21 protein-coding genes are annotated in these 22,475 nt (G+C 36.6%); 9 read left to right on the top strand and 12 right to left on the bottom strand.

Features of this window, described 5'->3' with window-relative positions; genetic code table 11:
- Positions 1–22: 22 nt before the first annotated feature.
- Both WFH39_RS04260 and WFH39_RS04255 read left to right on the top strand, forming a co-directional pair.
- Complete coding sequence (locus WFH39_RS04260; RefSeq protein WP_076390204.1) at positions 23–730, top strand: ferritin-like domain-containing protein; 708 nt, start codon at positions 23–25, stop codon at positions 728–730.
- 24 nt (positions 731–754) lie between these two features.
- Positions 755–1,570 (top strand): ferritin-like domain-containing protein, encoded by an 816-nt coding sequence (locus WFH39_RS04255; RefSeq protein WP_076390205.1) that lies wholly within the window; start codon positions 755–757, stop codon positions 1,568–1,570.
- Between the two features lie 87 nt (positions 1,571–1,657).
- Here the strand turns inward: WFH39_RS04255 and WFH39_RS04250 are convergent, their stop codons facing one another.
- Both WFH39_RS04250 and WFH39_RS04245 read right to left on the bottom strand, forming a co-directional pair.
- The gene (locus WFH39_RS04250; protein WP_336688939.1) at positions 1,658–2,578 is read right to left on the bottom strand and encodes a DUF3078 domain-containing protein; all 921 of its coding nucleotides are present in this window, start codon (positions 2,576–2,578) and stop codon (positions 1,658–1,660) included.
- Positions 2,579–2,727: 149 nt separating this feature from the next.
- Entirely contained in the window at positions 2,728–3,261 is a 534-nt protein-coding gene (locus WFH39_RS04245) for a carboxymuconolactone decarboxylase family protein (RefSeq protein ID WP_336688938.1), read from the bottom strand.
- A 514-nt stretch (positions 3,262–3,775) separates the two neighbouring features.
- On the opposite strand from WFH39_RS04245, the gene WFH39_RS04240 reads away from it, so the two are divergent.
- Positions 3,776–4,627: a helix-turn-helix domain-containing protein gene (locus WFH39_RS04240; protein WP_336688937.1), complete on the top strand. Its 852-nt coding sequence runs from the start codon at positions 3,776–3,778 to the stop codon at positions 4,625–4,627.
- A 180-nt stretch (positions 4,628–4,807) separates the two neighbouring features.
- Here WFH39_RS04240 and WFH39_RS04235 read toward each other — a convergent pair whose 3' ends face one another.
- The 3 genes from WFH39_RS04235 to WFH39_RS04225 all read right to left on the bottom strand — a co-directional run bounded on the left by WFH39_RS04235 (position 4,808) and on the right by WFH39_RS04225 (position 6,986).
- Positions 4,808–5,515 (bottom strand): DUF421 domain-containing protein, encoded by a 708-nt coding sequence (locus tag WFH39_RS04235; RefSeq protein ID WP_336688936.1) that lies wholly within the window; start codon positions 5,513–5,515, stop codon positions 4,808–4,810.
- A gap of 108 nt (positions 5,516–5,623) precedes the next feature.
- Positions 5,624–6,160 (bottom strand): GNAT family N-acetyltransferase, encoded by a 537-nt coding sequence (locus tag WFH39_RS04230; RefSeq protein ID WP_336688935.1) that lies wholly within the window; start codon positions 6,158–6,160, stop codon positions 5,624–5,626.
- 58 nt (positions 6,161–6,218) lie between these two features.
- Positions 6,219–6,986 carry an MBL fold metallo-hydrolase gene (locus WFH39_RS04225; RefSeq protein ID WP_336688934.1) on the bottom strand — a complete coding sequence of 256 codons (768 nt, stop codon included), beginning with the start codon at positions 6,984–6,986 and terminating at the stop codon, positions 6,219–6,221.
- A gap of 93 nt (positions 6,987–7,079) precedes the next feature.
- On the opposite strand from WFH39_RS04225, the gene WFH39_RS04220 reads away from it, so the two are divergent.
- Positions 7,080–7,400 (top strand): winged helix-turn-helix transcriptional regulator, encoded by a 321-nt coding sequence (locus WFH39_RS04220; protein WP_336688933.1) that lies wholly within the window; start codon positions 7,080–7,082, stop codon positions 7,398–7,400.
- Positions 7,401–7,406: 6 nt separating this feature from the next.
- On the opposite strand, the gene bioA is transcribed toward WFH39_RS04220, so the two are convergent.
- From bioA to WFH39_RS04195, 5 genes are all read right to left on the bottom strand, one after another.
- Positions 7,407–8,678: an adenosylmethionine--8-amino-7-oxononanoate transaminase gene (bioA, locus tag WFH39_RS04215; RefSeq protein WP_336688932.1), complete on the bottom strand. Its 1,272-nt coding sequence runs from the start codon at positions 8,676–8,678 to the stop codon at positions 7,407–7,409.
- An 820-nt stretch (positions 8,679–9,498) separates the two neighbouring features.
- Entirely contained in the window at positions 9,499–10,479 is a 981-nt protein-coding gene (gene bioB / locus WFH39_RS04210; protein WP_235130759.1) for a biotin synthase BioB, read from the bottom strand.
- Positions 10,476–11,126 carry a dethiobiotin synthase gene (gene bioD, locus WFH39_RS04205; RefSeq protein WP_336688931.1) on the bottom strand — a complete coding sequence of 217 codons (651 nt, stop codon included), beginning with the start codon at positions 11,124–11,126 and terminating at the stop codon, positions 10,476–10,478. Before bioD ends, bioB begins: the two co-directional genes overlap by 4 nt.
- A gap of 96 nt (positions 11,127–11,222) precedes the next feature.
- Positions 11,223–12,332 carry an aminotransferase class I/II-fold pyridoxal phosphate-dependent enzyme gene (locus WFH39_RS04200; protein ID WP_336688930.1) on the bottom strand — a complete coding sequence of 370 codons (1,110 nt, stop codon included), beginning with the start codon at positions 12,330–12,332 and terminating at the stop codon, positions 11,223–11,225.
- Positions 12,322–12,948: a hypothetical protein gene (locus WFH39_RS04195; RefSeq protein ID WP_442891696.1), complete on the bottom strand. Its 627-nt coding sequence runs from the start codon at positions 12,946–12,948 to the stop codon at positions 12,322–12,324. Before WFH39_RS04195 ends, WFH39_RS04200 begins: the two co-directional genes overlap by 11 nt.
- A gap of 65 nt (positions 12,949–13,013) precedes the next feature.
- Between WFH39_RS04195 and WFH39_RS04190 the strand changes: the two genes are divergently transcribed.
- From WFH39_RS04190 to pdeM, 5 genes are all read left to right on the top strand, one after another.
- Positions 13,014–14,498 (top strand): aminotransferase-like domain-containing protein, encoded by a 1,485-nt coding sequence (locus WFH39_RS04190; protein WP_336688929.1) that lies wholly within the window; start codon positions 13,014–13,016, stop codon positions 14,496–14,498.
- Positions 14,499–14,556: 58 nt separating this feature from the next.
- On the top strand, positions 14,557–15,573 hold the full coding sequence (locus tag WFH39_RS04185) for a ligase-associated DNA damage response exonuclease (RefSeq protein ID WP_336688928.1): 1,017 nt from the start codon (positions 14,557–14,559) through the stop codon (positions 15,571–15,573).
- A gap of 246 nt (positions 15,574–15,819) precedes the next feature.
- Positions 15,820–17,400 (top strand): ATP-dependent DNA ligase, encoded by a 1,581-nt coding sequence (locus tag WFH39_RS04180; protein ID WP_336688927.1) that lies wholly within the window; start codon positions 15,820–15,822, stop codon positions 17,398–17,400.
- A gap of 720 nt (positions 17,401–18,120) precedes the next feature.
- A complete protein-coding gene (locus WFH39_RS04175; protein ID WP_336688926.1) occupies positions 18,121–20,568 on the top strand; it encodes a ligase-associated DNA damage response DEXH box helicase in 2,448 nt (815 codons plus the stop codon).
- Positions 20,569–20,703: 135 nt separating this feature from the next.
- Positions 20,704–21,348, top strand: coding sequence for a ligase-associated DNA damage response endonuclease PdeM (gene pdeM, locus WFH39_RS04170; RefSeq protein WP_336688925.1), 645 nt, complete (start codon positions 20,704–20,706; stop codon positions 21,346–21,348).
- 18 nt (positions 21,349–21,366) lie between these two features.
- Here pdeM and WFH39_RS04165 read toward each other — a convergent pair whose 3' ends face one another.
- Positions 21,367–21,888: a GNAT family N-acetyltransferase gene (locus WFH39_RS04165; RefSeq protein WP_336688924.1), complete on the bottom strand. Its 522-nt coding sequence runs from the start codon at positions 21,886–21,888 to the stop codon at positions 21,367–21,369.
- Positions 21,889–21,890: 2 nt separating this feature from the next.
- Positions 21,891–22,472, bottom strand: coding sequence for a 5'-methylthioadenosine/S-adenosylhomocysteine nucleosidase family protein (locus WFH39_RS04160; RefSeq protein ID WP_116099468.1), 582 nt, complete (start codon positions 22,470–22,472; stop codon positions 21,891–21,893).
- Positions 22,473–22,475: the final 3 nt, after the last annotated feature.

Raw genomic sequence — 22,475 nt, 5'->3', positions numbered from 1 at the left:
CTCTACACTAAAAAATAATATTATGAAAAAAACTATTAATGTGTCTAACCAGGGAGCGACTCTGGATACAGGCAGAAGAAATTTTTTGAAACTGAGCGGTGTAGGTCTTGCTCTTGCAGGCCTTACCATGATCGGTTGTGATGACGATAATTTCGATATGGTTGAAAATAACGTTTTCGACCTTGGAAAAGGTGATGTGGGTGTATTAAATTACGCTTATGCACTTGAACAGTTGGAAGCAGACTTCTATACTAAGGTTGTTAATAATTTCTATTCTGGAATATCAAATGCCGAAAAACAACTTTTTACAGATCTTTATCATCATGAAGTAATCCACAGAGACTTCTTTAAGGCAGCGATCAGCGGAGCAACATCCAACGTCTTGCCTACTCTGGAATTTCAATATCCAAATGTAAATTTTAACGACAGAAACTCTGTGCTTGCTACTGCAAAAGCATTGGAAGATACGGGAGTTGCAGCGTATAACGGAGCTGGAAAATACATTACCAATGCAGATTATCTTGTAATTGCAGGTAAAATTGTTTCCGTAGAAGCAAGACACGCTTCAGCGATCAGAAACCTTATCAACCCCGGAACTGCGGCTTTCTCCGGTGATGATGTGATTGATGCTAACGGACTGGATCTTGCCAAAGAACCAAAAGAAGTTGTATCTGCAGCAGGAGGATTTTTCAAAACACCTTTCACTTGGAAAGAACAGGGAATCGGTTAATTATTCACTTCAAAAAATTACATTATGAATATTCTTAAATTACTAGATAAACTTTCTGATGATAAATTCTTCACTACAGAAACATCAAGATTAGAAACACTTACCAATATTTCATCTTTCGGGAAAAAAGCGGCTATTGCTGCGGTACCTTTCGGATTGGGAGCTTTAATGACAACTCCTGCAAAAGCTGAAACCACAGATACTACCAAAAATGCAACATTCTTTAAAAGTGCTTTAACGGATGCATTACAATTAGCTTTGGTTTTAGAATATCTTGAAAATGAATATTATGCATTAGGATTGGCGGCTTCGTCTCTAATTCCGAGTGCAGACCGTGTAGTATTTATGCAGATCGCTAAACATGAATCTGCACACGTAACCTTTCTGAAAAATACTTTAACTTCTTTAGGAGTAACTCCGGGAGCTAAACCAACCTTCGATTTTACGGCGAACGGAAGTTTTTCACCTTTTACAGATTACAATCAGTTCTTGGTTTTAGCGCAGGCTTTTGAAGATACAGGAGTAAGAGCGTATAAAGGACAGGCTGGAAACGTAATGTCTAACAAGACTGTTCTTCAGGCTGCATTACAGATTCACTCGGTAGAAGCGAGACACGCTTCACAGGTGAGAAGAATGAGAGCGAATAAAGGATGGATAGAATTGGCAGACGGAGGAAATATGCCTTCTGCAACCAACCCTGTTTATGCAGGAGAAGGCAATACAAATCAGGCTGGCTTTAATACTGCTACAGCTTTTGGAGCTGCTGCAGGTTCTGCTGCCTACGACGAAATTTTAAGTGGAAGTGATGCCCAGGCAATTGCATCATTATTCATTGTCTGAGGAGTTTTTACCTTAAATTTTTAGCTGTTTAATCCCTTTCCGAAATGTTCGGAAAGGGATTTTAAAAATATTAAAAAAAACTGTTAATTATTTTTTCATCCATGTCTGATTTTCTTTATTGTCAGAACGTTTTCTGCCATTATCAACATTATAGGCGAAACCAACCCCTAAAGTCTGTTTTAGCTGTGTTTTGGCAATCTGGTTATGATCATACAATAAGTCCAGAGTAACGTTGGTAGAAATGAACTTATTAATTTTCATATTTAAAATTCCGCTGTAGGCAAGCACGAGTCTTTCCGGATGATCCAGATAATTGGAAAAAACGGAACCTGTATTAATCAGGGTGATATTATCCATGATCTTCAGCTTGTACATAGCTGTTCCCAAAAAACCGAATTGAAATAAAGATGAATCGCCGTCATTTTTCAGCCCATAAATTCCCTTATACTGAAGATCTTTATCCAGTACAAAAGTCCATCTTGCATTCGCAGGACGTATTGTTGCCGTAAAATTATCATTGGGTCTGTAAGTAACTCCGGCTCCCATATTAAGATAACCCGGAGCCATGAAATTTGAAATTTTCGCTGCATCAGGATTATTTCCGTCTGCATAACCCGGTGCAAACTGTGTTTGTAAACTGGCTCCTGCAGAAATATACCAGTTTTTTGCAAATTCTCTTCCGTAATTGGTCGAAAGATTAATGACATCCTGAGTTTTTCTTGTGCCGACTCCTTTTGTATTATTTTGTCCGTATCCTAGAATAATAATATTTTCCCACAGGTCTTTTCCTTTTTCGTACGTAAGATTATAGTTCAGTCCGGCAAGCCACCCTACATTATTGGCTCCTCCTCCAACCCAGTTGGAAAAAGCCGCCTGATTCAGCATTAAGGTATTCTGCCCCTGAATGCTCCATACTTTTGCAGTATCAGAAACAGCAGCTTCGCTTTTTTCCTGAGCAGATAAATGAATCCCTAGCAAAACGATAAACGGAAGTAATTTTCTTTTCATAGGTTTATATTTTAGTTTAAAATTAAAAATAAAATTTAATGATTTATTAAAAATTTTGAACTTAAATGAATTTATCTGAAATTATTTTACGTCATTATACAAAAAAAACTGTTCGCAATAAGGAACAGTTTTAAAAAAAATAATGTGAATTAAATTGCTTTTGCCAAAGGCCAGTCGATGGGAACTTCAGTGGCTGCAAAAAGATAATTGGTTATTATTTTATCGCCTGTTAAAACAATTACATCTACGAGACTTCCCTTTGTATACCCTTCTTTAAAAAAGTTTTCTTTTATTTCATCAGAAATCGCTCCTTTATTTTGAACAACAGATTGTACTACCTTCGCCAATGCATCCAATTTCGAGTCAAATAAAACATCTGCTTTTCTTATCTCAATAATCTGTTCATCTGTGAAACCGTTCATTTTAGCGATGGCTGTATGAGCACTTAAACAATATAAACAGTTATTGAACTGGCTTACCACAAGATTTACCACTTCTTTCTCCTTCGCTTTTAAGGAAGTTTTAGAGCTTTGTAATGCAATATACGTTGAAAGGGCATTTTCCGAATGGGCAAAAGTTGCATACAAATTGGGTACAAAGCCAATTCCTTTTTCTAAATTTTCAAAAATTGCCTGATTTGCTGCTGATACTTGTTCTTTTTGAGGAACTTCAAAATTTTTCATTGTTTTTAATTTGTTTAATTAATTTTACACTGCAAAGTTGCGGTTTCAGGAAAGGCAATTCCATAGCAGAATTTCCCGAAAGATTTAGATTTTTTCCCTTTCTGACTTTTTTAAAAGTTTTTCTGAATTAAAATGAAATTTTAATGTTTAAACTAATTTTAAATTTAACCGCAAGAGAGACAAAAGACTTTAGTGGATTTAAAGTATTTCAAAAGTCAGCAAAGAGAAAAAATCTTTGATTTTTTAAAACTTAGGTGCACTTTTTTTTCCATTTAACTATTAAACTAAACTTAAGAAACTAAAGTGTTTAAATTTTTTGCTTCTTTTGCGGTAAAAAAGTTTAAACAAGCTTGATAAAGGAAATTTCCAGAATAATCCAGGTGCTCAAAAGAATAAAAATCAAAGATTTTTAAAAACTATTGTAAGCTTTTCATTTATAATCACCAACTTTAAATAAAAGTTTAGTTTATCTTTTGCTACTTTTGCGGTTAAATAAGAAGTTCAAACAGACTTAATGATTTATTCTTTAAATAATAAACAGACCGGCTCCGAATGTCGGCTTTTTGTACATCCCGAACTTTTCGACCGGGATTTTTACGGGAAAGACCGCGAGAAAAAGCTGCTTACCATTGCCTGGAACAAAGGCGAAGACCAAAAAGTAATCATTGACGGGATTGAATATATTTTTAGATCGGGAACCGTTCTTTGTCTTATGGTCAATCAGTCTTTTCAGTTTGAAGATTCCTCCCGAATCGTTGCATGGCAGTTTAACAGAGATTTTTACTGTATTGAAACGCACGATGAAGAAGTGAGCTGTGTCGGATTTCTGTTTTACGGTTCAGCCGACATCATGTTTATTGCTGTTGATGAAAAAGATCATGAAAAATTATCATTTTTACAAAGCATTTTTATTGAGGAGTTTCAGGAAATCGACGGAATTCAGGAGGATATGATCCGGATGCTCATCAAAAGACTCATCATTATTATTACAAGGCTTGGAAAAAAGCAGTTTTTAAAAGATGATTTTCCCGAAGTAAAGCTGGATATTATCAGAAGTTTTAATCTTTTGGTGGAAAAAAACTACAAAACTCAGCATACTGTAAAATTTTATGCCGATCAGCTTTATAAATCGCCAAAAACCTTATCCAATTTATTCAGACTGTATAACAGCCAGAGTCCATCTTCTGTTATACAGCAGAGAATTTTTCTCGAAGCAAAGAGATTACTGCTGTTTACCGATAAATCTGTAAAGGAAATTACCTATGAACTGGGGTTTGAAGACGTGTCGTATTTCAGTAATTTTTTCAAGAGACTTTCAGGAAATACACCTGTTTCATTTAAGAAGAAAAAGCCTGTAAAGAAATAAAAAAGATGATTTTAAACCAATTAGTTTTATCTATTGACATCATGAAAAAAATATGTTATTTTTTTTCTGAAAATATTAGGTTTGAAAATCATTTTTTAATTATATTTGTGAATCGAAATAATTTTTTTTCATCATTTGTGTTTTTTTAGGCTCCTTTCTAAGGAGTCTTTTTTGTTTTTATCAGGTAACGCGTTTTTTATTGCTCGAAGCTATCCATTCATCTTTTTTACATTTATTGCAGTTTCCAGCCATACCTTTGTGTTTTTCTTCCGTATGTCCGCAAAACGTGCAGGAATAAAATCCCGGATGAACAATCGTTTTCAAAGGATGATCCAGAGAATCCGGCATAATCGGAAGTCCGTACTTTACCCTTTCATCATCGAAATAAAATACACTGATTTCTCCGGAAATTTCTTCAATGGCACTTTCAATCTGCCCAAGTTGGGAAATTCCTTTTAACCTTAATTCGGCAAAAAATTCATCACTCCCCAGATTTTCTTTCTTAAAATTTTCAATGGAAAATTCACCGTTTTCGATCAGGCAGATGGATTTTCCTTCAATAAGCTGTTCGAGTTTTTTATTTTTTGCGATAAAATAGGTTACAATGGTGTACAGAAGAATAATTACGGCAAAAACAATGAATGATGAAACAATTCCGACATCTTTATTAAACATCGGATCTCCTGCCGCAGAACCCAGTCCGATAATCACCACAAGTTCGAAAATTGAAAGCTGCTTCACTCCCCTTTTTCCCAAAACTCTTAATCCGATAATGATCGTGATGAACATAATGGCGGTGCGGAGAATAATTTCCAGAATAAAAGACCACTCTTCGTGCCCCATCAGAAGTTCTTTCCAGTCTAATTCTAAAAGAAATATGGATAACATATAAAATTTATTTTTGCAAGGTTCAAAAAATACGCCAAGCAAAAGAAAAACGCATCATGAAAGTCTGTACTTAAAACAAAAACCGCCTCTGTTGAAACGGTTTTTCTATTATTTTTTAATCCATTCTTCGCGGAGCAAAGCGTAGATTACATCATCTGTCCAGTTGTTTTTCCAGAATAAACTTTTCACAAAATGACCTTCTTTTCTAAAACCAATGCGTTCCATCAGTTTAAGAGAATCAATGTTTTCCGGATCTACAGAAGCCATGATTCTGTGTTTTTTCAGATCACTGAAAAGAAAATTAATCACTCCTTTTAACGCTTCAGAAGCATATCCTCTTCCCTGAAAGTCTTTATTTAAAGTAATTCCTAATTCCACCTGCAAATTTTCTGCACCAAAGAAATGAATTCCGATATCGCCGATCACAACTTTTGTATCTTTTTCCGTAATTAAAACCTGATACCAGCTTTCCGGCTGATTGAATTCTTTGTTATTTCTTTCAATAAACTGTTCAACATCTTCCAATGTTTCCGGAATCCAGCTCTGAAATTTATTGGCTTCCGCATCAGAACGATAATTAAAAACTGCCTGTTTATCGTCCAAAGTTGTATCCCGAATCAGTAATCTTTCTGTTTCTAAATGCATCTTTTATAATTTGATCCGGCTAAATTAAGATTTAATCTCAAATCTTAAAACAAGAAATTTAAGCACCTAATTCAGCTTCTTCACCGTCATTCAGCACAAAACATCTTTCTTCCAAACCATTCTCCTGAATTTTTTCTTTAATGAATTTTCTGTCTTCTTTTGCATGACTTACACTTTCAAGATGTGTTACCCAGATTTTTGAATTTGGTGAGGTTTCACAGACTTTTAAAATATCATTACTCGTCATCACAATCGGATCTCCCACGACAAAAGTTGCGGCTCCTCCTGCAACAACAATGTGTTCCGACTGATGTTTTTTAATTGCCTGTTCCACTTCTTCACACCAGATACTGTCGCCCACAATATAAACCGACTGTTCAGCATTTTTAAAGACAAACCCATGAACTACGCCCATTTGTTCTTCAATTTCCCCTGTTCCATGATGCCCGTCCGTTAAAGAAATTTCAATATTTTTAAACTGTATTGTATCGTTAAAAGCAATCACATTTTTAAATCCAGCCTCGGAAATCTGTTCGGAAATGATTTCAGGACAAATAATGGATACATTTTTATCTAAAAGTTCAATCGCTTTCGGGTCCCAATGATCGGGATGAAGGTGTGTAACAGCTACCGCATCAATTGTTTTTAATTTTTCCTGCAGTTCTTCTTCAGTGAAAGGTAAATCAATTAATGGATTCAATAATTCATTGTCTACCATCGGAAATTGTCCCAAAGAACCTTTTTCACCTAACATCGGATCAATTAAGATGTTCAGTCCATCAATATTTAAAAGCAGCGTTGCATTTCGCCATAATTGTAATTTCATTTTCTTTAATTTTGTATCTGCAAAGCTATTATTTAAATGAAATTAAATAATCGATGGTTACCAAAAGGTGCACTATATACAATTTTGTAACGTATGACATTTGAAGAATTTAAAAACTGCGGACTGAGAAAAACATTAGACATGATCTCCGGAAAGTGGAAACCGCTTATTTTATCGAATCTTTTTGAGGAAAAAGAAGTCCGTTTTGTGGAATTATGGCGAAAAATGCCTAAAGTTTCTAAAAAAGTTCTGGCAGAACAGCTCAAACAAATGGAGGAAGATCATATCATTCAACGGGTTGAAGTCTATAATTTTCCTCCGGAAGTATATTATAAATTAACGGAAAGAGCCAGAAAGCTCGGTCCTATCCTCGATGAACTTCACCAATGGGGAAACGAACATCAAAGAGTTTAAAATCAATTAATTATTGAAGCCATCCAAAACTTCAAGAATATTCCGATACACAAAATCCAGTTCTTCAGGCGTAATGCAGTAAGGCGGAACGAGATACATCACATTTCCCAAAGGACGCATGATGATTCCTCTTTTTAAAAATTCACGATATAAAACCTTCCCGATTTCGTTAAAATAGGACGTTTTTTCATCATTTTTAATTTCCCAGGCGATAATCGTTCCGGTCTGTCTCACATTTTCAACTTTCGGATGATTTTTTAAAACCTGAGTAAAATTGAAATGTTTCTGACTGATTAGATTGATTTTTTCCAGCGTTTCTTCTTTTAAAAGCAATTCCATACTTGCCAAAGCCGCTGTACAGGCTAAAGGATTTGCAGTGAACGAATGACCGTGAAATAACGTCTTATATTTATCATCAGACAAAAACGCGTCGAAAATCTGTTGTGAAGAAGTCGTAATTCCCATCGGCATTGTTCCGCCTGTTAATCCCTTTGAAAAACACATGATATCAGGTTTTTCCGAAAGATAATTTGCGGCAAACAGCTTTCCGGTTCTTCCGAAACCTGTAAAAACTTCATCCTGAATCATTAAAATTCTGTTTTCTCTGCAAAATTTCATCAGTTCTGATAAATCTTCGGCTTTGTGCATCAACATTCCCGCGGCTCCCTGAATCAGCGGTTCGTAAATAAAACAAGCAATTTCTTCAGAATGATTTTTTATAATAATTTTTAAATCTTCAATATTCCCGGAAGTCGGCGGATCAATAAAGATCACTTCAAAAAGCATTTCCCCGAAAGGTTTGGTCCAGACACTTCTTCCGCTTACCGACATCGCTCCGAAAGTATCACCATGATAAGCTTCTTTAAAAGCCAGAATTTTCGTCTTTTCTTTTCCCTGATTATGCCAGAACTGAATACACATTTTCAGCGCCACTTCCACCGCAGTAGAACCGTTATCCGAATAAAAAACCTTCTCCTGATTTTCAGGCAGCAACTTTAATAAATTTTCCGAAAGCTGAATGGCTGGTTCGTGCGTAAATCCCGCAAAAATAACCTGTTCCAGCGTATTCAACTGTTCAGAAACTCTTTGTGCAATGTACGGATTCGCATGGCCGTGAAGCGTAACCCACCACGAAGCCACTGCATCGATGTATTTTTTTCCGTCTTCATCATAAAGATAAATTCCGCTTCCTTTTACAATCGGGATTGCATCTTCTGCCGTTTTCATCTGTGTGTAAGGATGCCAGTTAACGGCTCTGTCGCGCTCTTGTAAATTCATAAATAATTGTTCGTAATGTTTAATTTTATCGATGGTGAATTATCAATCGTCAATTGTAAACGCAAAGACTCTATTCCTAAATTACTATTTAAGCTAAGCAAAGTAAAGCAGATTTTATCTGCCATTAAGCGAACGCTTCATCATCCGTCTCTGACGGAAATTTCTTTGCTTTACTCATTATTAAAACAAAACATTTCCTTTGCGTTTAATCATTCTTTACTTTAATAGATAAGTACTAAAAGTATGAATAGAATTCAATGCTGAATTGTGAATTATCAATCGTCAATTGTAAACGCAAAGATTTTATTTCTAAATTAATATTTTAAGCTAAGCAAAGTCAAGCAGATTTCATCTGTCATTAAGCGAACGCTTCATCATCCATCTCTGACGGAAATTTCTTTGTTATACTTATTAATAAAACAAAACATTTTCTTTGCGTTTAATCATTCTTACTTTAATAGATAAGTACTGAAAGTATGAATAGAATTCAATACTGAATTGTCAATCGTAAATTGTAAACGCAAAGACTTTATTTCCATGTTAATATTTAAGCTAAGCAAAGTAAAGCAGATTTCATCTGCCATTAAGCGAACGCTTCATCATCCGTCTCTGACGGAAATTTCTTTGCTTTACTTATGATAAAAACAAAACATTTTCTTTGCGTTTAATCATTTTTTCATTGATAGATAAGTACTTAAAACTATGAATAGAATTCAATGCTGGATTGTCAATCGTGAATTGTTATTATTCACACTCCAAAAAATTGACTATTGACCATTCACCATTCACTTTTTATCATTCACTTTTTATCATTCACTTTTTAACACATCGTTTTCTCCTTCATCATCGGCTTTAATCCCAAAGTCTGCAGCATCTGCATATCCTCAGAAACACCCGGATTTGGTGTTACCAGAAGCGTTTCTCTTTCCCCTGTAAAGATCGAGTTGGCTCCCGCCATGAAACACCATCCCTGCTCAAATTCAGTCATTTCTATTCTTCCTGCGCTTAGACGAACCATTGATGAAGGCATTACAATTCTTGCCGTGGCGATCATTCTTACCATTTCCCAGGTATTTGTTTTTTCATTATCCTGAAGCGGCGTTCCTTCTACTCTTGCCAATGCATTGATCGGGACAGATTCCGGATGTTTCGGCATTGTTGCCAATGTTAAAAGCATCGAAATCCTGTCTTTTGGCGTTTCTCCCAATCCGATGATTCCTCCCGAACAAACCGTAATTCCGGCTTTTCTTACATTATTAATCGTATTGATTCTGTTATCGAACGTTCTTGTGGAAATAATTTCGTCGTAATATTCCTCAGAAGTATCCAGATTGTGATTGTATGCATACAAACCTGCTTCCTGAAGGCGTTTTGCCTGATCTTCCGTTAACATTCCCAACGTACAGCACACTTCCAATCCAAGTTCATTTACCCCTTTTACCATATCAATAACACGGTCGAAATCACGGTTGTCACGCACTTCTCTCCACGCTGCAGCCATACAGAAACGCGATGAGCCGCCTTCTTTTGCTTTTTTCGCGTGTTCAATGACCGTTTCTGTCGGCAGTAAAGCCTGAACTTTAATATTCGTATGATAACGTGCTGCCTGTCCGCAATACGAACAGTCTTCCGGACAACCTCCTGTTTTAATTGAAAGCAGGGTCGACATCTGAACTTCTTCAGGATTATGCCACTCACGATGAACTGTTGCAGCTTTGTAAACAAGTTCCAGAAGCGGAAGATTATAAATTTCTTCTATTTCTTCCTTCGTCCAGTCGTTTCTTAGTTGATTTTTATTCATGATTCTATTTTTTCTAATTGTTTTGCAATATTTTTTATACTTTCTTCTGTTATACTTTCAAGGTCAGGAATTCTTAGAATTTCAGTTTCCTGTGGAATATTTTCACAAATAACCCTTTCCGTATCCGGTGGAAAATTTCCGTTGAGAATTAAATAGTTCAGTTTAATTTTCTTTTGGTTTAAAACTAAAACAGACAACAATGTATGATTAATGCAGCCTAAATAATTCTTCACAACCAAAGCGACGGGAATGTTCAGCTTTTCAATTAAATCAATAATAAATTCTTTATCATTCAGCGGAACCATCAATCCTCCCGCTCCTTCTATGATTAAATGATTCTGCGTTTCAGGAAGTTTAAATTCATTCAGATCAATCAGAATTCCTTCTTCCTTTGCTGATTGATGCGGTGATGCGGCCAATTTAAAACGATATCTTTCCGGATGGCAAACCGTATGCTTTCCTACCCAGTCTTTAATTTTCATCGTATCAGAGTAATCCAGATCTCCGGACTGAACCGGTTTCCAATACTCTGCCTCAAAATATTTGGTTAAAACCGCCGAACAAACCGTTTTCCCGACTTCAGTCCCGATTCCTGTGACGAAGAGTTTTTTCTGATTCATATTTTGTATTTCTAATTCAATGTTCATTATTTCAATGGTTTCTTGTCATTTCACGAAGGAGAAGTCTATTCTTCATTGATAATCAATAGATTCATTACTCCCCTATTGAATGATATTTACGTTTTAAACAAACTCTTTAATAATACCCGTTAACGTCAAAATTTCCTCTTCTGTATTAAAACTGTGCAGACAAATCCTCAGTCTTTCCGTTCCTTCTTTTACAGTTGGACTGAAAACCGCATACGCTAAAAATCCACTTTCCGATAAAACGTTCTGTAAAGTTTTCAACTGATGATTATCCGGAATAATAATGGCCTGAATCGGACTGTTTTCAGAAGACGGAGTGGCTAAATTCTGTTCACGAAAAATTTTAATGTTTTCCTGAAGTTGTATGGATAATCTACTGTTTGCTTTTAAAAATTCATATCCGCTAAAAATACTCATCCATAGAAAATCGTGCGCTGAAGTTGTATAGATAAAAGGGGATGCAAAATTGATGAGATAAGATTTAATTAAATCATTCGTTAAAATCGCCGCACCATGCGTTCCCAAAGCTTTTCCATAGGTTACAACCGTTGCTGAAACTTTTTCCTGTAGATTCAACTCACTCACCAAACCGTTTCCAAAAACACCGAAAGCGTGAGCTTCATCCACAACTAACTGAGCATTGTATTTTGCTGTGATTTTTGCAATCTCTTTCAAAGGAGCAATATCTCCATCCATCGAATACAGGCTTTCAACTGCAACATAGGAAAGTCCGATTTGCTTTTTCAGAATCCTTTCTAAATCATCAACATCATTATGCCTGAATTTCAGTTTTTTAGCATTCGACATTCTACATGCATCATGAACAGAACGATGAATTTTTTCATCCACAATTATGGTATCATGTCGATTGGGAAGCGTTGAAAACAAAGCCAGATTAGCATTATATCCCGAAGAAAAAAGCAAAGCCGATTCGTATTGATGTTCTTTGGCTATACATTCTTCTGTTTCAGCAACAGTTAAACTATTTCCGCTGATCAGTCTGGAACCTGTACTTCCTTTCAGTAATTCCGGCTTTTCGTTGATTTTTTTTAATAAAATCTGCTGAAAATCTTTATTTCCCGCCAATCCCAAATAATCGTTGGAATAAAAATCCACTCCTTCCTTTTGAGATTTTAAAACCCGTAAGGTTCCGCTTTCTTTTCTTTTTTCTAAGGCTTCCTGAAAATGGCGAAAATTATTCAGCATAATTTACCTGTAAAATCTCTTTTGAAATGGCATCAATCCATTGGTTATGAAGATCTTTTTCAATTTCTAAAACAATTTCTGCATGAATTTTCCAGTCTTCCGAAAATTCGTCCAACTGATTAATCATTTCCTCCAAATGTCCTTCTTCCTCCAAAATAATTGACTTTACCATAATTTTTGAGGTATATTTTGTCAGAATTTCCTGATAAACCGGATACAGTTCATCGGCACGAACCTCAATAGCATACGTTACAAAAAGATACGCCGCATATTTTAATTCTTCTTTGTTGAGATTGAAATTCTGCTGAAGATATTTACACGCTTTAATGTCAAGAGAATGAAGATATTGCCTCGTTGCCGTTGCGGCTAAAAGTTCATTGTTATTGTACGTTTTGCACATTTCAGGATCAATTTTCAGGATCTGCTTTTTAAGATAATAAGCATGGCGATGTTCTTCCGCAGCGTGTTTTAGCTGTATTAAACTCACTTTAGTCGGATGTTCGCAAGCCGAAATTTTTCTGGCTCCTGCATTTTCCATAAAGGAAAGCGTATTCAGCCATTTTGCGTGCGTTTCATTTTGCTGAACAATTTTTTCTAAAAGACTGTACAATTCCATTCTTTTTTGTTTTGGTTCAAAAGTAGTATATTGCCGGATGGTTAAATGGTACCAGTTTTGAGATTATGGATAGTCCGGTTAAAATTCCTTATCAGAGTTTCATAAAAATCAATAGAAATTCCGAAGTTTCTATTTATATGCAGATTTCCAATCAGTTGATTAATGCCATTCAGCGTGGTTTTTTGCCATTCGGAACCAAACTTCCGGGAACAAGAATGTTGAGCGAAATGCTGAATGTTCACAGAAATACCATTGTTTCTGTCTACGAAGAACTGTTTTCTCAAGGATGGGTGGAAAGTCTTCCCAACAAAGGAACCTTTATCATCGGAAAAGACCAGTATCAGTTTTTGGAATCGAATAATTTACAAAAAATTCAGCTCGAAAATTATCCCAAATCAACAGGATTTACCTTCAAAACATCCAATATTTTAGATAATCCTTTTGAATATTCCAATTGTGAATACATTTTTAATGACGGAATTCCCGACATCCGCTTAACTCAGATCGATCAGCATTCCAGAATTTACAGTTCTATCTTAAAAAGAAAAGCTCATAAAATCGGACAGTACAATCAGGATGGAAGTGAATTTTTTAAAGAAAATCTTTCAAAATATTTAAATTTATCCAGAGGATTGCCTATTTCTAAAAATAACCTTCTCATTACAAGAAGCACAGAAATGAGCATTTACATTGCTTCGGAAATTCTTTTATCTGAAGGTGATATTGTTTTAGTTGCAGAACTGAGCTATTTCTCGGTGAACATGATTTTTCAAAAAGCAGGAGTGAAAATAAAATCAGTCCCCATTGACAATGAAGGGATTAACACGGAAGAAGTCAGGAAAATTTGTCAACAGCAAAAAGTGAGAATGCTTTATCTTACACCACATCATCATTATCCCACAACTGTTACATTAAGCGCACAGCGCAGATTAGAGCTGCTGAATCTTGCAAATGAATTTGGCTTTATTATTCTGGAAGATGATTACGATTACGATTTTCATTATGACAAGAGTCCGCTTCTTCCGCTTGCAAGCGCAGATACGAACGGAATGGTTATCTACATCGGTTCTTTCGGAAAATCTCTGGCTCCCGGTTTTCGGACAGGATTTATTGTCGCTCCCGAAAATCTGATGTCTGAAATGAGAAAACATCTGGGAATTATCGACAGACAGGGTGATATTTTAATGGAGCACGTTTTGGGTGAAATGATTGCCGAAGGAGAAATTAACCGATATCTGAAAAAATCGTTAAAAATTTATCAGGAAAGAAGAGATTATTTTATTCATCTCATTCAGCAAAATTTAGGAAATTATATACAATTCGAAAAACCGTCGGGCGGACTTGCGGTCTGGGCAGAATGGCAGGTTCCCATGAATTTAATGCAGCTTTCTAAAAATTGCGCGCAAAACAATTTATTTATTCCTAAAACCTTACTTTATCAGAATAAAAATCTAACCGCCATGCGTTTAGGATTTGGAAACCTGAATACTACGGAAATGGAAAAATCGGTTGAAATAGTAACGGATCATGTGAAAAAGATGCTTCATTAAAGATTTTTAAATATATTGGTTAGATTTTTGAATGTAAAAAAATAACAAAATTGCACCATTGAAACTTATCACATTCACAAATAAAGGCATTTATTGTCCACAGGGAAAATTTTATATTGATCCTTGGCGACCGGTTGATTTGGCAGTCATTACTCATGGACACGCCGATCACGCACGTTGGGGCATGAAAAAATACTTGTGCCATCATTTTACCAAACCTATTCTGCACAAAAGAATCAGCGAAGATCTTGAAGTTCAGAGTGTGGAATATGGCGAAGTCATCAATATTAACGGCGTAAAAGTTTCACTTCATCCTGCCGGTCACATCATAGGTTCAGCACAAATCCGGCTGGAATACAAAGGCTATGTAAGCGTGGTTTCAGGAGATTATAAAGTTCAGGATGATGGATTGAGTACCCCTTTCGAACTGGTAAAATGCAATGAATTTGTCACTGAAAGTACTTTCGGACTGCCAATTTACAACTGGCTGGAAGTTCCGGATCTGAATAAAAAACTCCAGAACTGGGTTCTCCGAAATCAGGAAAATCAAAAAACCTCTGTTTTTATCGGTTATTCTCTGGGAAAAGCACAACGTGTAATGAAGGCCGTTGAAGGAATGGGAAAAATCCACGTTCACTACTCAATCGGAAAACTAAATAAAGCCTTTGAAGAAGTGGGAATCGTACTTCCTGATTACGAAATTCCCGATTTCAGGGAAAGCATCAAGCACGTTGCAGGAGATATTGTGATTGTTCCGCCCGCTCTGCTGGATTCCAATGTCATCAAAAAAATTCCGGATGCAGCAACGGCAATTTGTTCCGGATGGATGCAGGTTCGCGGTGCAAGACGATGGCGGAGTGCCGATGCAGGTTTTCCGATGAGCGATCACGTCGACTGGAAAGGTTTGTTACAGGCTATAAAAGCCGCTGAAGCTGAAATCGTTCACGTTACGCACGGACAGACCGAAGTTTTTTCTAAATATCTAAATGAAATTGGTATTAAATCTGATGTGGTGGAAACGCTTTACGGCGATGATGATGAGGAAGAAAAAGAGAAAGAAATTATTAAAGACTAATAATTATAGCGATGCAGGAAAGCTCCGTAGGAGCTTACTGTTAATAGAAAAAACAAAATGATAAGGCGGAGCTCCCTAGGAGCGACCTGTTAATAGCCCATCATAATTAACGCCGAATTGCACGCAGCCCGGCTTGAACGGAACTCTTTTGTGGAGCCAAGCGGAACAAAAAAGCGGGAGTTGAAGACGGATTAAGCTGCCCAAAAAAATTGTTAACATACGTTTAAAAAAAGCCAATTAAAATTTATGAAACATTTCGCAGAACTTATCAATGCTCTCGAAAGCACCAATAAGACCAATGCAAAAATCGATGCCATCATTGATTATCTGGAACGTGCGCCTGATGAAGATAAAGTCTGGTTCATCGCTTTGTTTACAGGCAAAAGACCCAAGCGGAATGTGAACACCAACTATATGAAAGAATGGGCTTTGGAAATCACAGAATTACCGTTCTGGCTGTTTCAGGAAAGCTACTCTTCAGTCGGAGATTTAGGCGAAACCATTTCCCTGATTCTTCCGCCGCCAACGGAAAAAATTGAACGTTCTTTATCAGATTGGATGAATGATATCATCAACCTAAAAACAAAAACCGACGCTGAGAAAAAAGAATTTGTACTGAATTCATGGAATGGTTTGGATTATACGGAACGACTGATTTTCAATAAATTATTGGGTGGAAGTTTCAGGATCGGGGTTTCAGATAAAACTTTGATTAACGCTCTTACGAAATTTTCCGGACAAGAATCCAGCGCATTGATGCACAGTTTGATGGGAAAATGGCAGCCGACAGAAGCTTCATTTCAGGAATTAATTTCGGCTGAAAATATAAATCCCGATAATTCAAAACCCTATCCTTTTTGTCTGGCTTATCCATTGGAAAAAGATTTGGAAGAACTCGGAAAACCCGATGAATGGCTGATTGAATACAAATGGGACGGAATCCGCGGACAGATTATCAAGCGTAATGATGAAGTTTTCATTTGGTCGAGAGGAGAAGAACTGGTGACGGAACAGTTTCCCGAAATCGCAGAAACCGTTCAGCAAATGAGCGGAAATTTTGTAATTGACGGCGAAATTCTCGCGGTAAAAGACGATAAAGTTTTAAATTTTAACGAATTACAAAAACGTCTCAATCGAAAGACATTAACAAAGAAAATGCTTTCCGAAATTCCGATCGAAGTCTTTGCCTATGATCTTTTAGAACTGGAAGGAAACGATTTGCGTGAAAAACCCATCTCCGCAAGACGTGCCATGCTGGAAGAATTATTATTGAATAAAAACCCTGAAAATATCAAAATTTCCGAATCAATAGAATTTGAAAACTGGGAAGAATTAAACCAAATCAGAGAAAATTCCAGGGACATCAACAGTGAAGGTTTGATGCTGAAACAGAAAAATTCACCTTATCATTCCGGAAGAAAAAAAGGCGATTGGTGGAAATGGAAAATCAGTCCTTTAACGATTGATGCCGTTCTGATTTACGCCCAAAAAGGAAGCGGAAGACGAAGCGCATACTACACTGATTACACTTTTGCCGTGAAAAACGAAGATAAACTGGTCACCATCGCCAAAGCATATTCCGGATTAACGGATAAAGAAATTATGGAAGTCAGTAAATTTGTTAATAAGAATGCCATTGAAAAATTCGGTCCCGTTCGAACAGTAAAAGCTGAATTGGTTTTTGAAATTGCTTTTGAAGGAATCGGCTTCAGCAACCGTCATAAAAGCGGTGTTGCGCTAAGATTTCCGAGAATTTTACGATGGCGAAAAGATAAAACAGTAGATGAAATTGATGATTTAGAAGAAATAAAAAAATTAATACAATAATAAATTAATCGCAAGGAGAAACAAAATTTTTTATACTTTGCTTACTAAATGTTAAACTAAGCCGCTTCGCTTATCAAGGAAACACAATTTGTATTTCCTTGATAAATGAAATGCCATCGTATATCTTTAAAAAGATGATTTTATAATCCTTTGTTTGACTTTGCGATAAATAAAAACAATAATTTGAGCAACTTCGAAAATACCAACGGCTTCAAAGTCATTCAGCAGTGGATGACGAAAGGATAAAACAGTGAATAAAATTGATGATTTGGAGGAGATTCAAAAAAATGATACAGTAATTATAAACGCTAAGGTCGTAAGGTTTTTATTTAAAACTTTTAAAAATATATTTCGTTCGCAAGGGCGTTTCACTCAGCTAAGAATTGTGCTATCATTTGCTGAACGAAGTGCCTTCGCGAACGAAAATATAAAGAATTAGAATCAAAAAAATCTTCGCGCTCATTGCGTTAAAAAGGATAAAACAGTGAATGAAATTAATGATTTGGAAGAGATTAAGAAATTGATACAGTAATTATAAACGCTAAGGTCACGAGGTTTTATTTAAAACTTTGAAAATATATTTCGTTCGCAAGGGCGTTTCACTCAGCTAAGAATTGTGCTATCATTTGCTGAACGAAGTGCCTTCGCGAACGAAAATATAAAGAATTAGAATTAAAAATATTTTGCGAACATTGCGTTAAAAAAAACATAATTTAAAACTTGAGCAACTTCGAAAATACCAACGGCTTCAAAGTCATTCAGCAGTGGATGGCGGACAAAGGCAATTCCCCTTTTAAATTTCAGATCGATACGTGGCAGAAATTTGAGAACGGCTACAGCGGAATGGTCATTGCTCCGACCGGTTTCGGAAAAACATTTTCTGTTTTCTTAGCATTGTTAACCCACTTTTTAAACCATCCTGAAAAATATGGAAAAGGCTTAAAAATGATCTGGATCACGCCGCTCCGTTCTTTATCCAAAGATATAGCCAAAGCAATGCAGGAAGCTATTGACGAAATCGGATTGGATTGGTCTGTTGGCGTAAGAAATGGCGACACAGATCCGAAAGTACGACAGCAGCAGGTAAAAAATATGCCTGAAATTCTCGTGGTGACACCGGAAAGCTTACATCTTCTTCTCGGGCAGAAAAATCACGAACGCTTTTTTAAGGAACTGAAAACCATCGTTGTCGACGAATGGCACGAATTGCTCGGTTCAAAACGCGGTGTAATGGTGGAATTGGGCATTTCCCAACTCACTAAGTATGTTCCCAAAATGAAAATCTGGGGAATTACAGCAACCATCGGAAATCTGGATGAAGCGATGGATGTTTTAATTCCGTATGACATTAAAAAAACAAAAATTACCGCCAAAGAACAGAAGAAAATTGATATTCTTCCCGTTTTTCCGGATGAAGTGGAAATTCTTCCGTGGGCGGGACATTTAGGAGCAAAATTAGCTGATAAAATCGTTCCCATCATTTTAGAATCTAAATCTACCATTGTTTTTACGAATACCCGAAGCCAGAGTGAAATGTGGTATCAGTTGTTGCTTGAAGCCTATCCCGATTTTGCAGGGCAGATTGCCATTCATCACAGCTCGATTGATGCTCATCTCAGGATCTGGATTGAGGAAAATTTAAGTTCCGGAAAGTTAAAAGCTGTCGTTTCCACCTCTTCTTTGGATCTGGGAATTGATTTTAAGCCGGTTGATACCGTTATTCAGATTGGTTCCGCAAAAGGCGTTGCAAGATTTTTGCAGCGTGCAGGACGAAGTGGTCACTCCCCTTTTGAAACTTCAAAAATCTATTGTGTTCCGACACATTCCTTGGAATTGATCGAAGTTGCCGCTTTAAAAGAAGCCGTAAAACAGAAAGTAATTGAGCCAAGAGATCCTCAGGTTCTGTGTTTTGATGTTTTGGTTCAGTTTTTAATGACTTTGGCGGTCGGTGACGGATTTTATCCGCAGGAATTGTACGAAAGAATTAAAAAAATATATGCTTTTCAGGAAATGACGGATGAAGAATGGAAAAGTATTCTGGATTTTCTTACCATCGGCGGAAGTGTATTGAAAAGCTATGAAGAATTCCATAAAATCGTCATTCAGGAAGACGGTTTGTATAAAGTGACATCCCGAAAAATTGCCATGCTTCACCGGATGAATATGGGTGTTATCGTAAGCGATGCGATGCTGAAAGTGAAATTTATTTCCGGCGGGTATATCGGAATGGTGGAAGAATATTTTATTTCAAAACTCAAAAAAGACGAAAAATTTATTTTGGCAGGAAGAGTTCTGGAAGTCGCGATGATAAAAGATATGACGGTTTTTGTCCGCGCTGCCAAAGGAAAAGCTTTTGCGCCGAGTTATCTGGGAGGAAGATTACCTTTAAGCTCAAATTTAGGTCAGTTTTTAAGAGAAAAATTATCCGGAGCGCTTAATCCAAAAGCTTCAGAAAAAGAACTGAAATTTCTGCATCCTTTGCTGATGAATCAGGAAGAACGTTCTCACATCCCAAAAGAGGACGAATTTCTGGTTGAACTCATTAAAAACCGCGAAGGATACCATCTGTTCATGTATCCGTTTGAAGGTCGGCTTGTTCACGAAGTGATGTCGGCTTTAATTGCCTACAGAATCTCCAAACTGGCTCCCATTTCCTTTTCAATGGCGATGAATGATTATGGTTTTGAACTGTTCAGCGACAAAGAAATTCCGCTGAATGATGAAAATCTCCATAAAATTCTGAGCAGGGAAAATCTAATGACCGATGTAATTTCCAGCATCAATTCAGCAGAAATGGCAAGAAGAAAATTCCGTGACATTGCGGTTATTTCCGGAATGGTGATCCAGAATTATGCAGGAAAACAGCGTTCCAACAAATCTCTGCAAAGTTCGGCAGGATTAATTTTCAAAGTTCTCGAAGATTACGATCCGAATCATTTTCTTGTAAGACAAGCATATACAGAAGTTTTTAATGCTCAATTGCAGGAACAGCGATTGGTGGAAGCCTTTAAACGGATTGAAAAATCAAAAATAATCCTGAAATTTGCCAATACTTTTACCCCGCTGAGTTTCCCGATAAAAGTGGACAGTTTGCGACAGACGCTTTCCAGCGAAGGACTGGATGCAAGAATTCAAAAACTTATTCAGCAGGCGAAAAAAGGGAAATAATTTTTATCTGGGCAGCTTAATCCGCCCTCCGTTCCCGCTTTTTTGTTCCGCGATGCTGCACAAAAAGAGCTCCACTCAGGTCGGGCTGCGAATTTAGTCATCAGAACAAAAGTTAGCGGAAATCAGAAAACAATTATGAAAATAGTAACAAAAAATATCCATATTCAGGACGAAGTCTTTACATTAACCAATCAGAGAGCATTATTCTGGAAAAAAGAAAAAGCCTTGATCCTTTCGGATCTTCACATTGGAAAAACCGCCCATTTCCGCAAAAACGGAATTGCGCTTTCCGATCATATTTTTGAAAATGATCTGCAGCGATTATCCGTTTTAATCGAATATTTTCAGCCGGAAAAATTTATTGTTGTCGGCGATCTGCTTCACGCAGGAGACAATTCCGGAGTAGATAAGTTCTGCGAATGGAAAGCTGAGTTCCCTAACCTCGAATTTCATCTGGTAGAAGGCAATCACGACAAAATTTCAAAGAAACTTGAAGCTAAACTCTGCCTTAATTTCAGGGATGAAACCTTAAATATTGATGATTTTTTATTCGTTCACGATTTTCAGAAAAAGAATGAAAAATTTCAGATTACGGGACATATTCATCCCGGATTTGTCATTAATTCTGTGGTAAAAAAAATCAAACTTCCGTGTTTTGTTGTTACGGAAAATCAATTATTGCTTCCCGCTTTCAGTGAGTTTACAGGTTTAGACACAAAAAATCTCCCTAAAAAAGGAAGATTCTATGTATTTACGGATGCTGAAATTTATGAGATTTAAGAGAAAATTTAAATAAAATCAGTCTAAAATTTTCTTCATCATCAGATCAGTCTGTTCATCATTTCCCAAACGGAAAATATGCTTGTCAAATTCTTCAAAACCGTTCTTTTTGTAAAAATTGACCGCTCGTTTATTCTCTTCCCAAACTCCCAGCCAAATGTATTTTTTGTGGTGTGAAACGGCAATATCCAGAGCTTTGCTGTACAAAAGCTGTCCGACTTTTTTACCGTGGTGCGAACTTTTCACATAAATTCTTTCAATTTCCACAGAGGATTCGTCCTGAAGTTCGGTTTGTGCATTTCCAAAATTAATTTTCAGATAACCTACTGCATTTTCGTCATCATAAGCGATATAAAACTCAGAATGAGAGTTATTTAATTCTTTTGTCAGTTTTTCTTCCGCAAAACTTTCGGTAAGATACTTCTGAATCTGCTCTTCTGAGTTATGAGGTGCAAAAGTTTCATAAAAGGTCTCTTTTCCTATTTTCTGAATGATTTCAAGATCACTGAGAGAAGCTTTTTTAATGATAATTGTCTCCATTTTTACGAAAACAAAATTTTATTAAACGCTTCCGAAGCAAGATGAACCTGAACCGCCCAATCGTCTGCGGCATCGCTTCCTGCATCATCGGAAATATATTTCAGACACAGGAAAGGAATTTCTTCCTTCATCGCGATCAAAGCCAGAGGATAAGCTTCCATATCTACAATATTATACACCGTTTCGGAATGATTCATCTCGAAACTGTCGCCGCTTCCGCAGATTCCTTCTGGAAGATCGTGTCTTTTCAAACCATATTCCAAAACGGGCGGAATTCCTGAAAGCGGGGTTTCGTACAGGCTGAAACCAAGTCCTCTCACATCCATATCGCGCTGGATGAATTTTGTACAGCATACAACATCTCCCTTGTGAAAGCTTTTACTTCCTGCAGAACCCAGATTAACGATCAGTTTTGGACGTTTACGATAGATTTCTTTCGTTAATTCCATTGCTGCATTTACTTTTCCGATGCCTGTAATCAGTTTATTTTTATCATTAAATACTTTTCCTGCTTCAGAATCTAAAGCAAAGACAAAAAGGGTATCTTCAACCGAAAACTGAAGTTCGTCGTTTATTTTTATCATTTA

Source organism: Chryseobacterium sp. MMO-72, assembly GCF_037146035.1.
In the GTDB taxonomy this organism is placed as follows: Bacteria; Bacteroidota; Bacteroidia; order Flavobacteriales; family Weeksellaceae; genus Chryseobacterium; species Chryseobacterium indicum.
The sequence above is the reverse complement of the archived record's forward strand: the minus strand, read 5'-3'. Positions and strand labels throughout refer to the sequence as shown.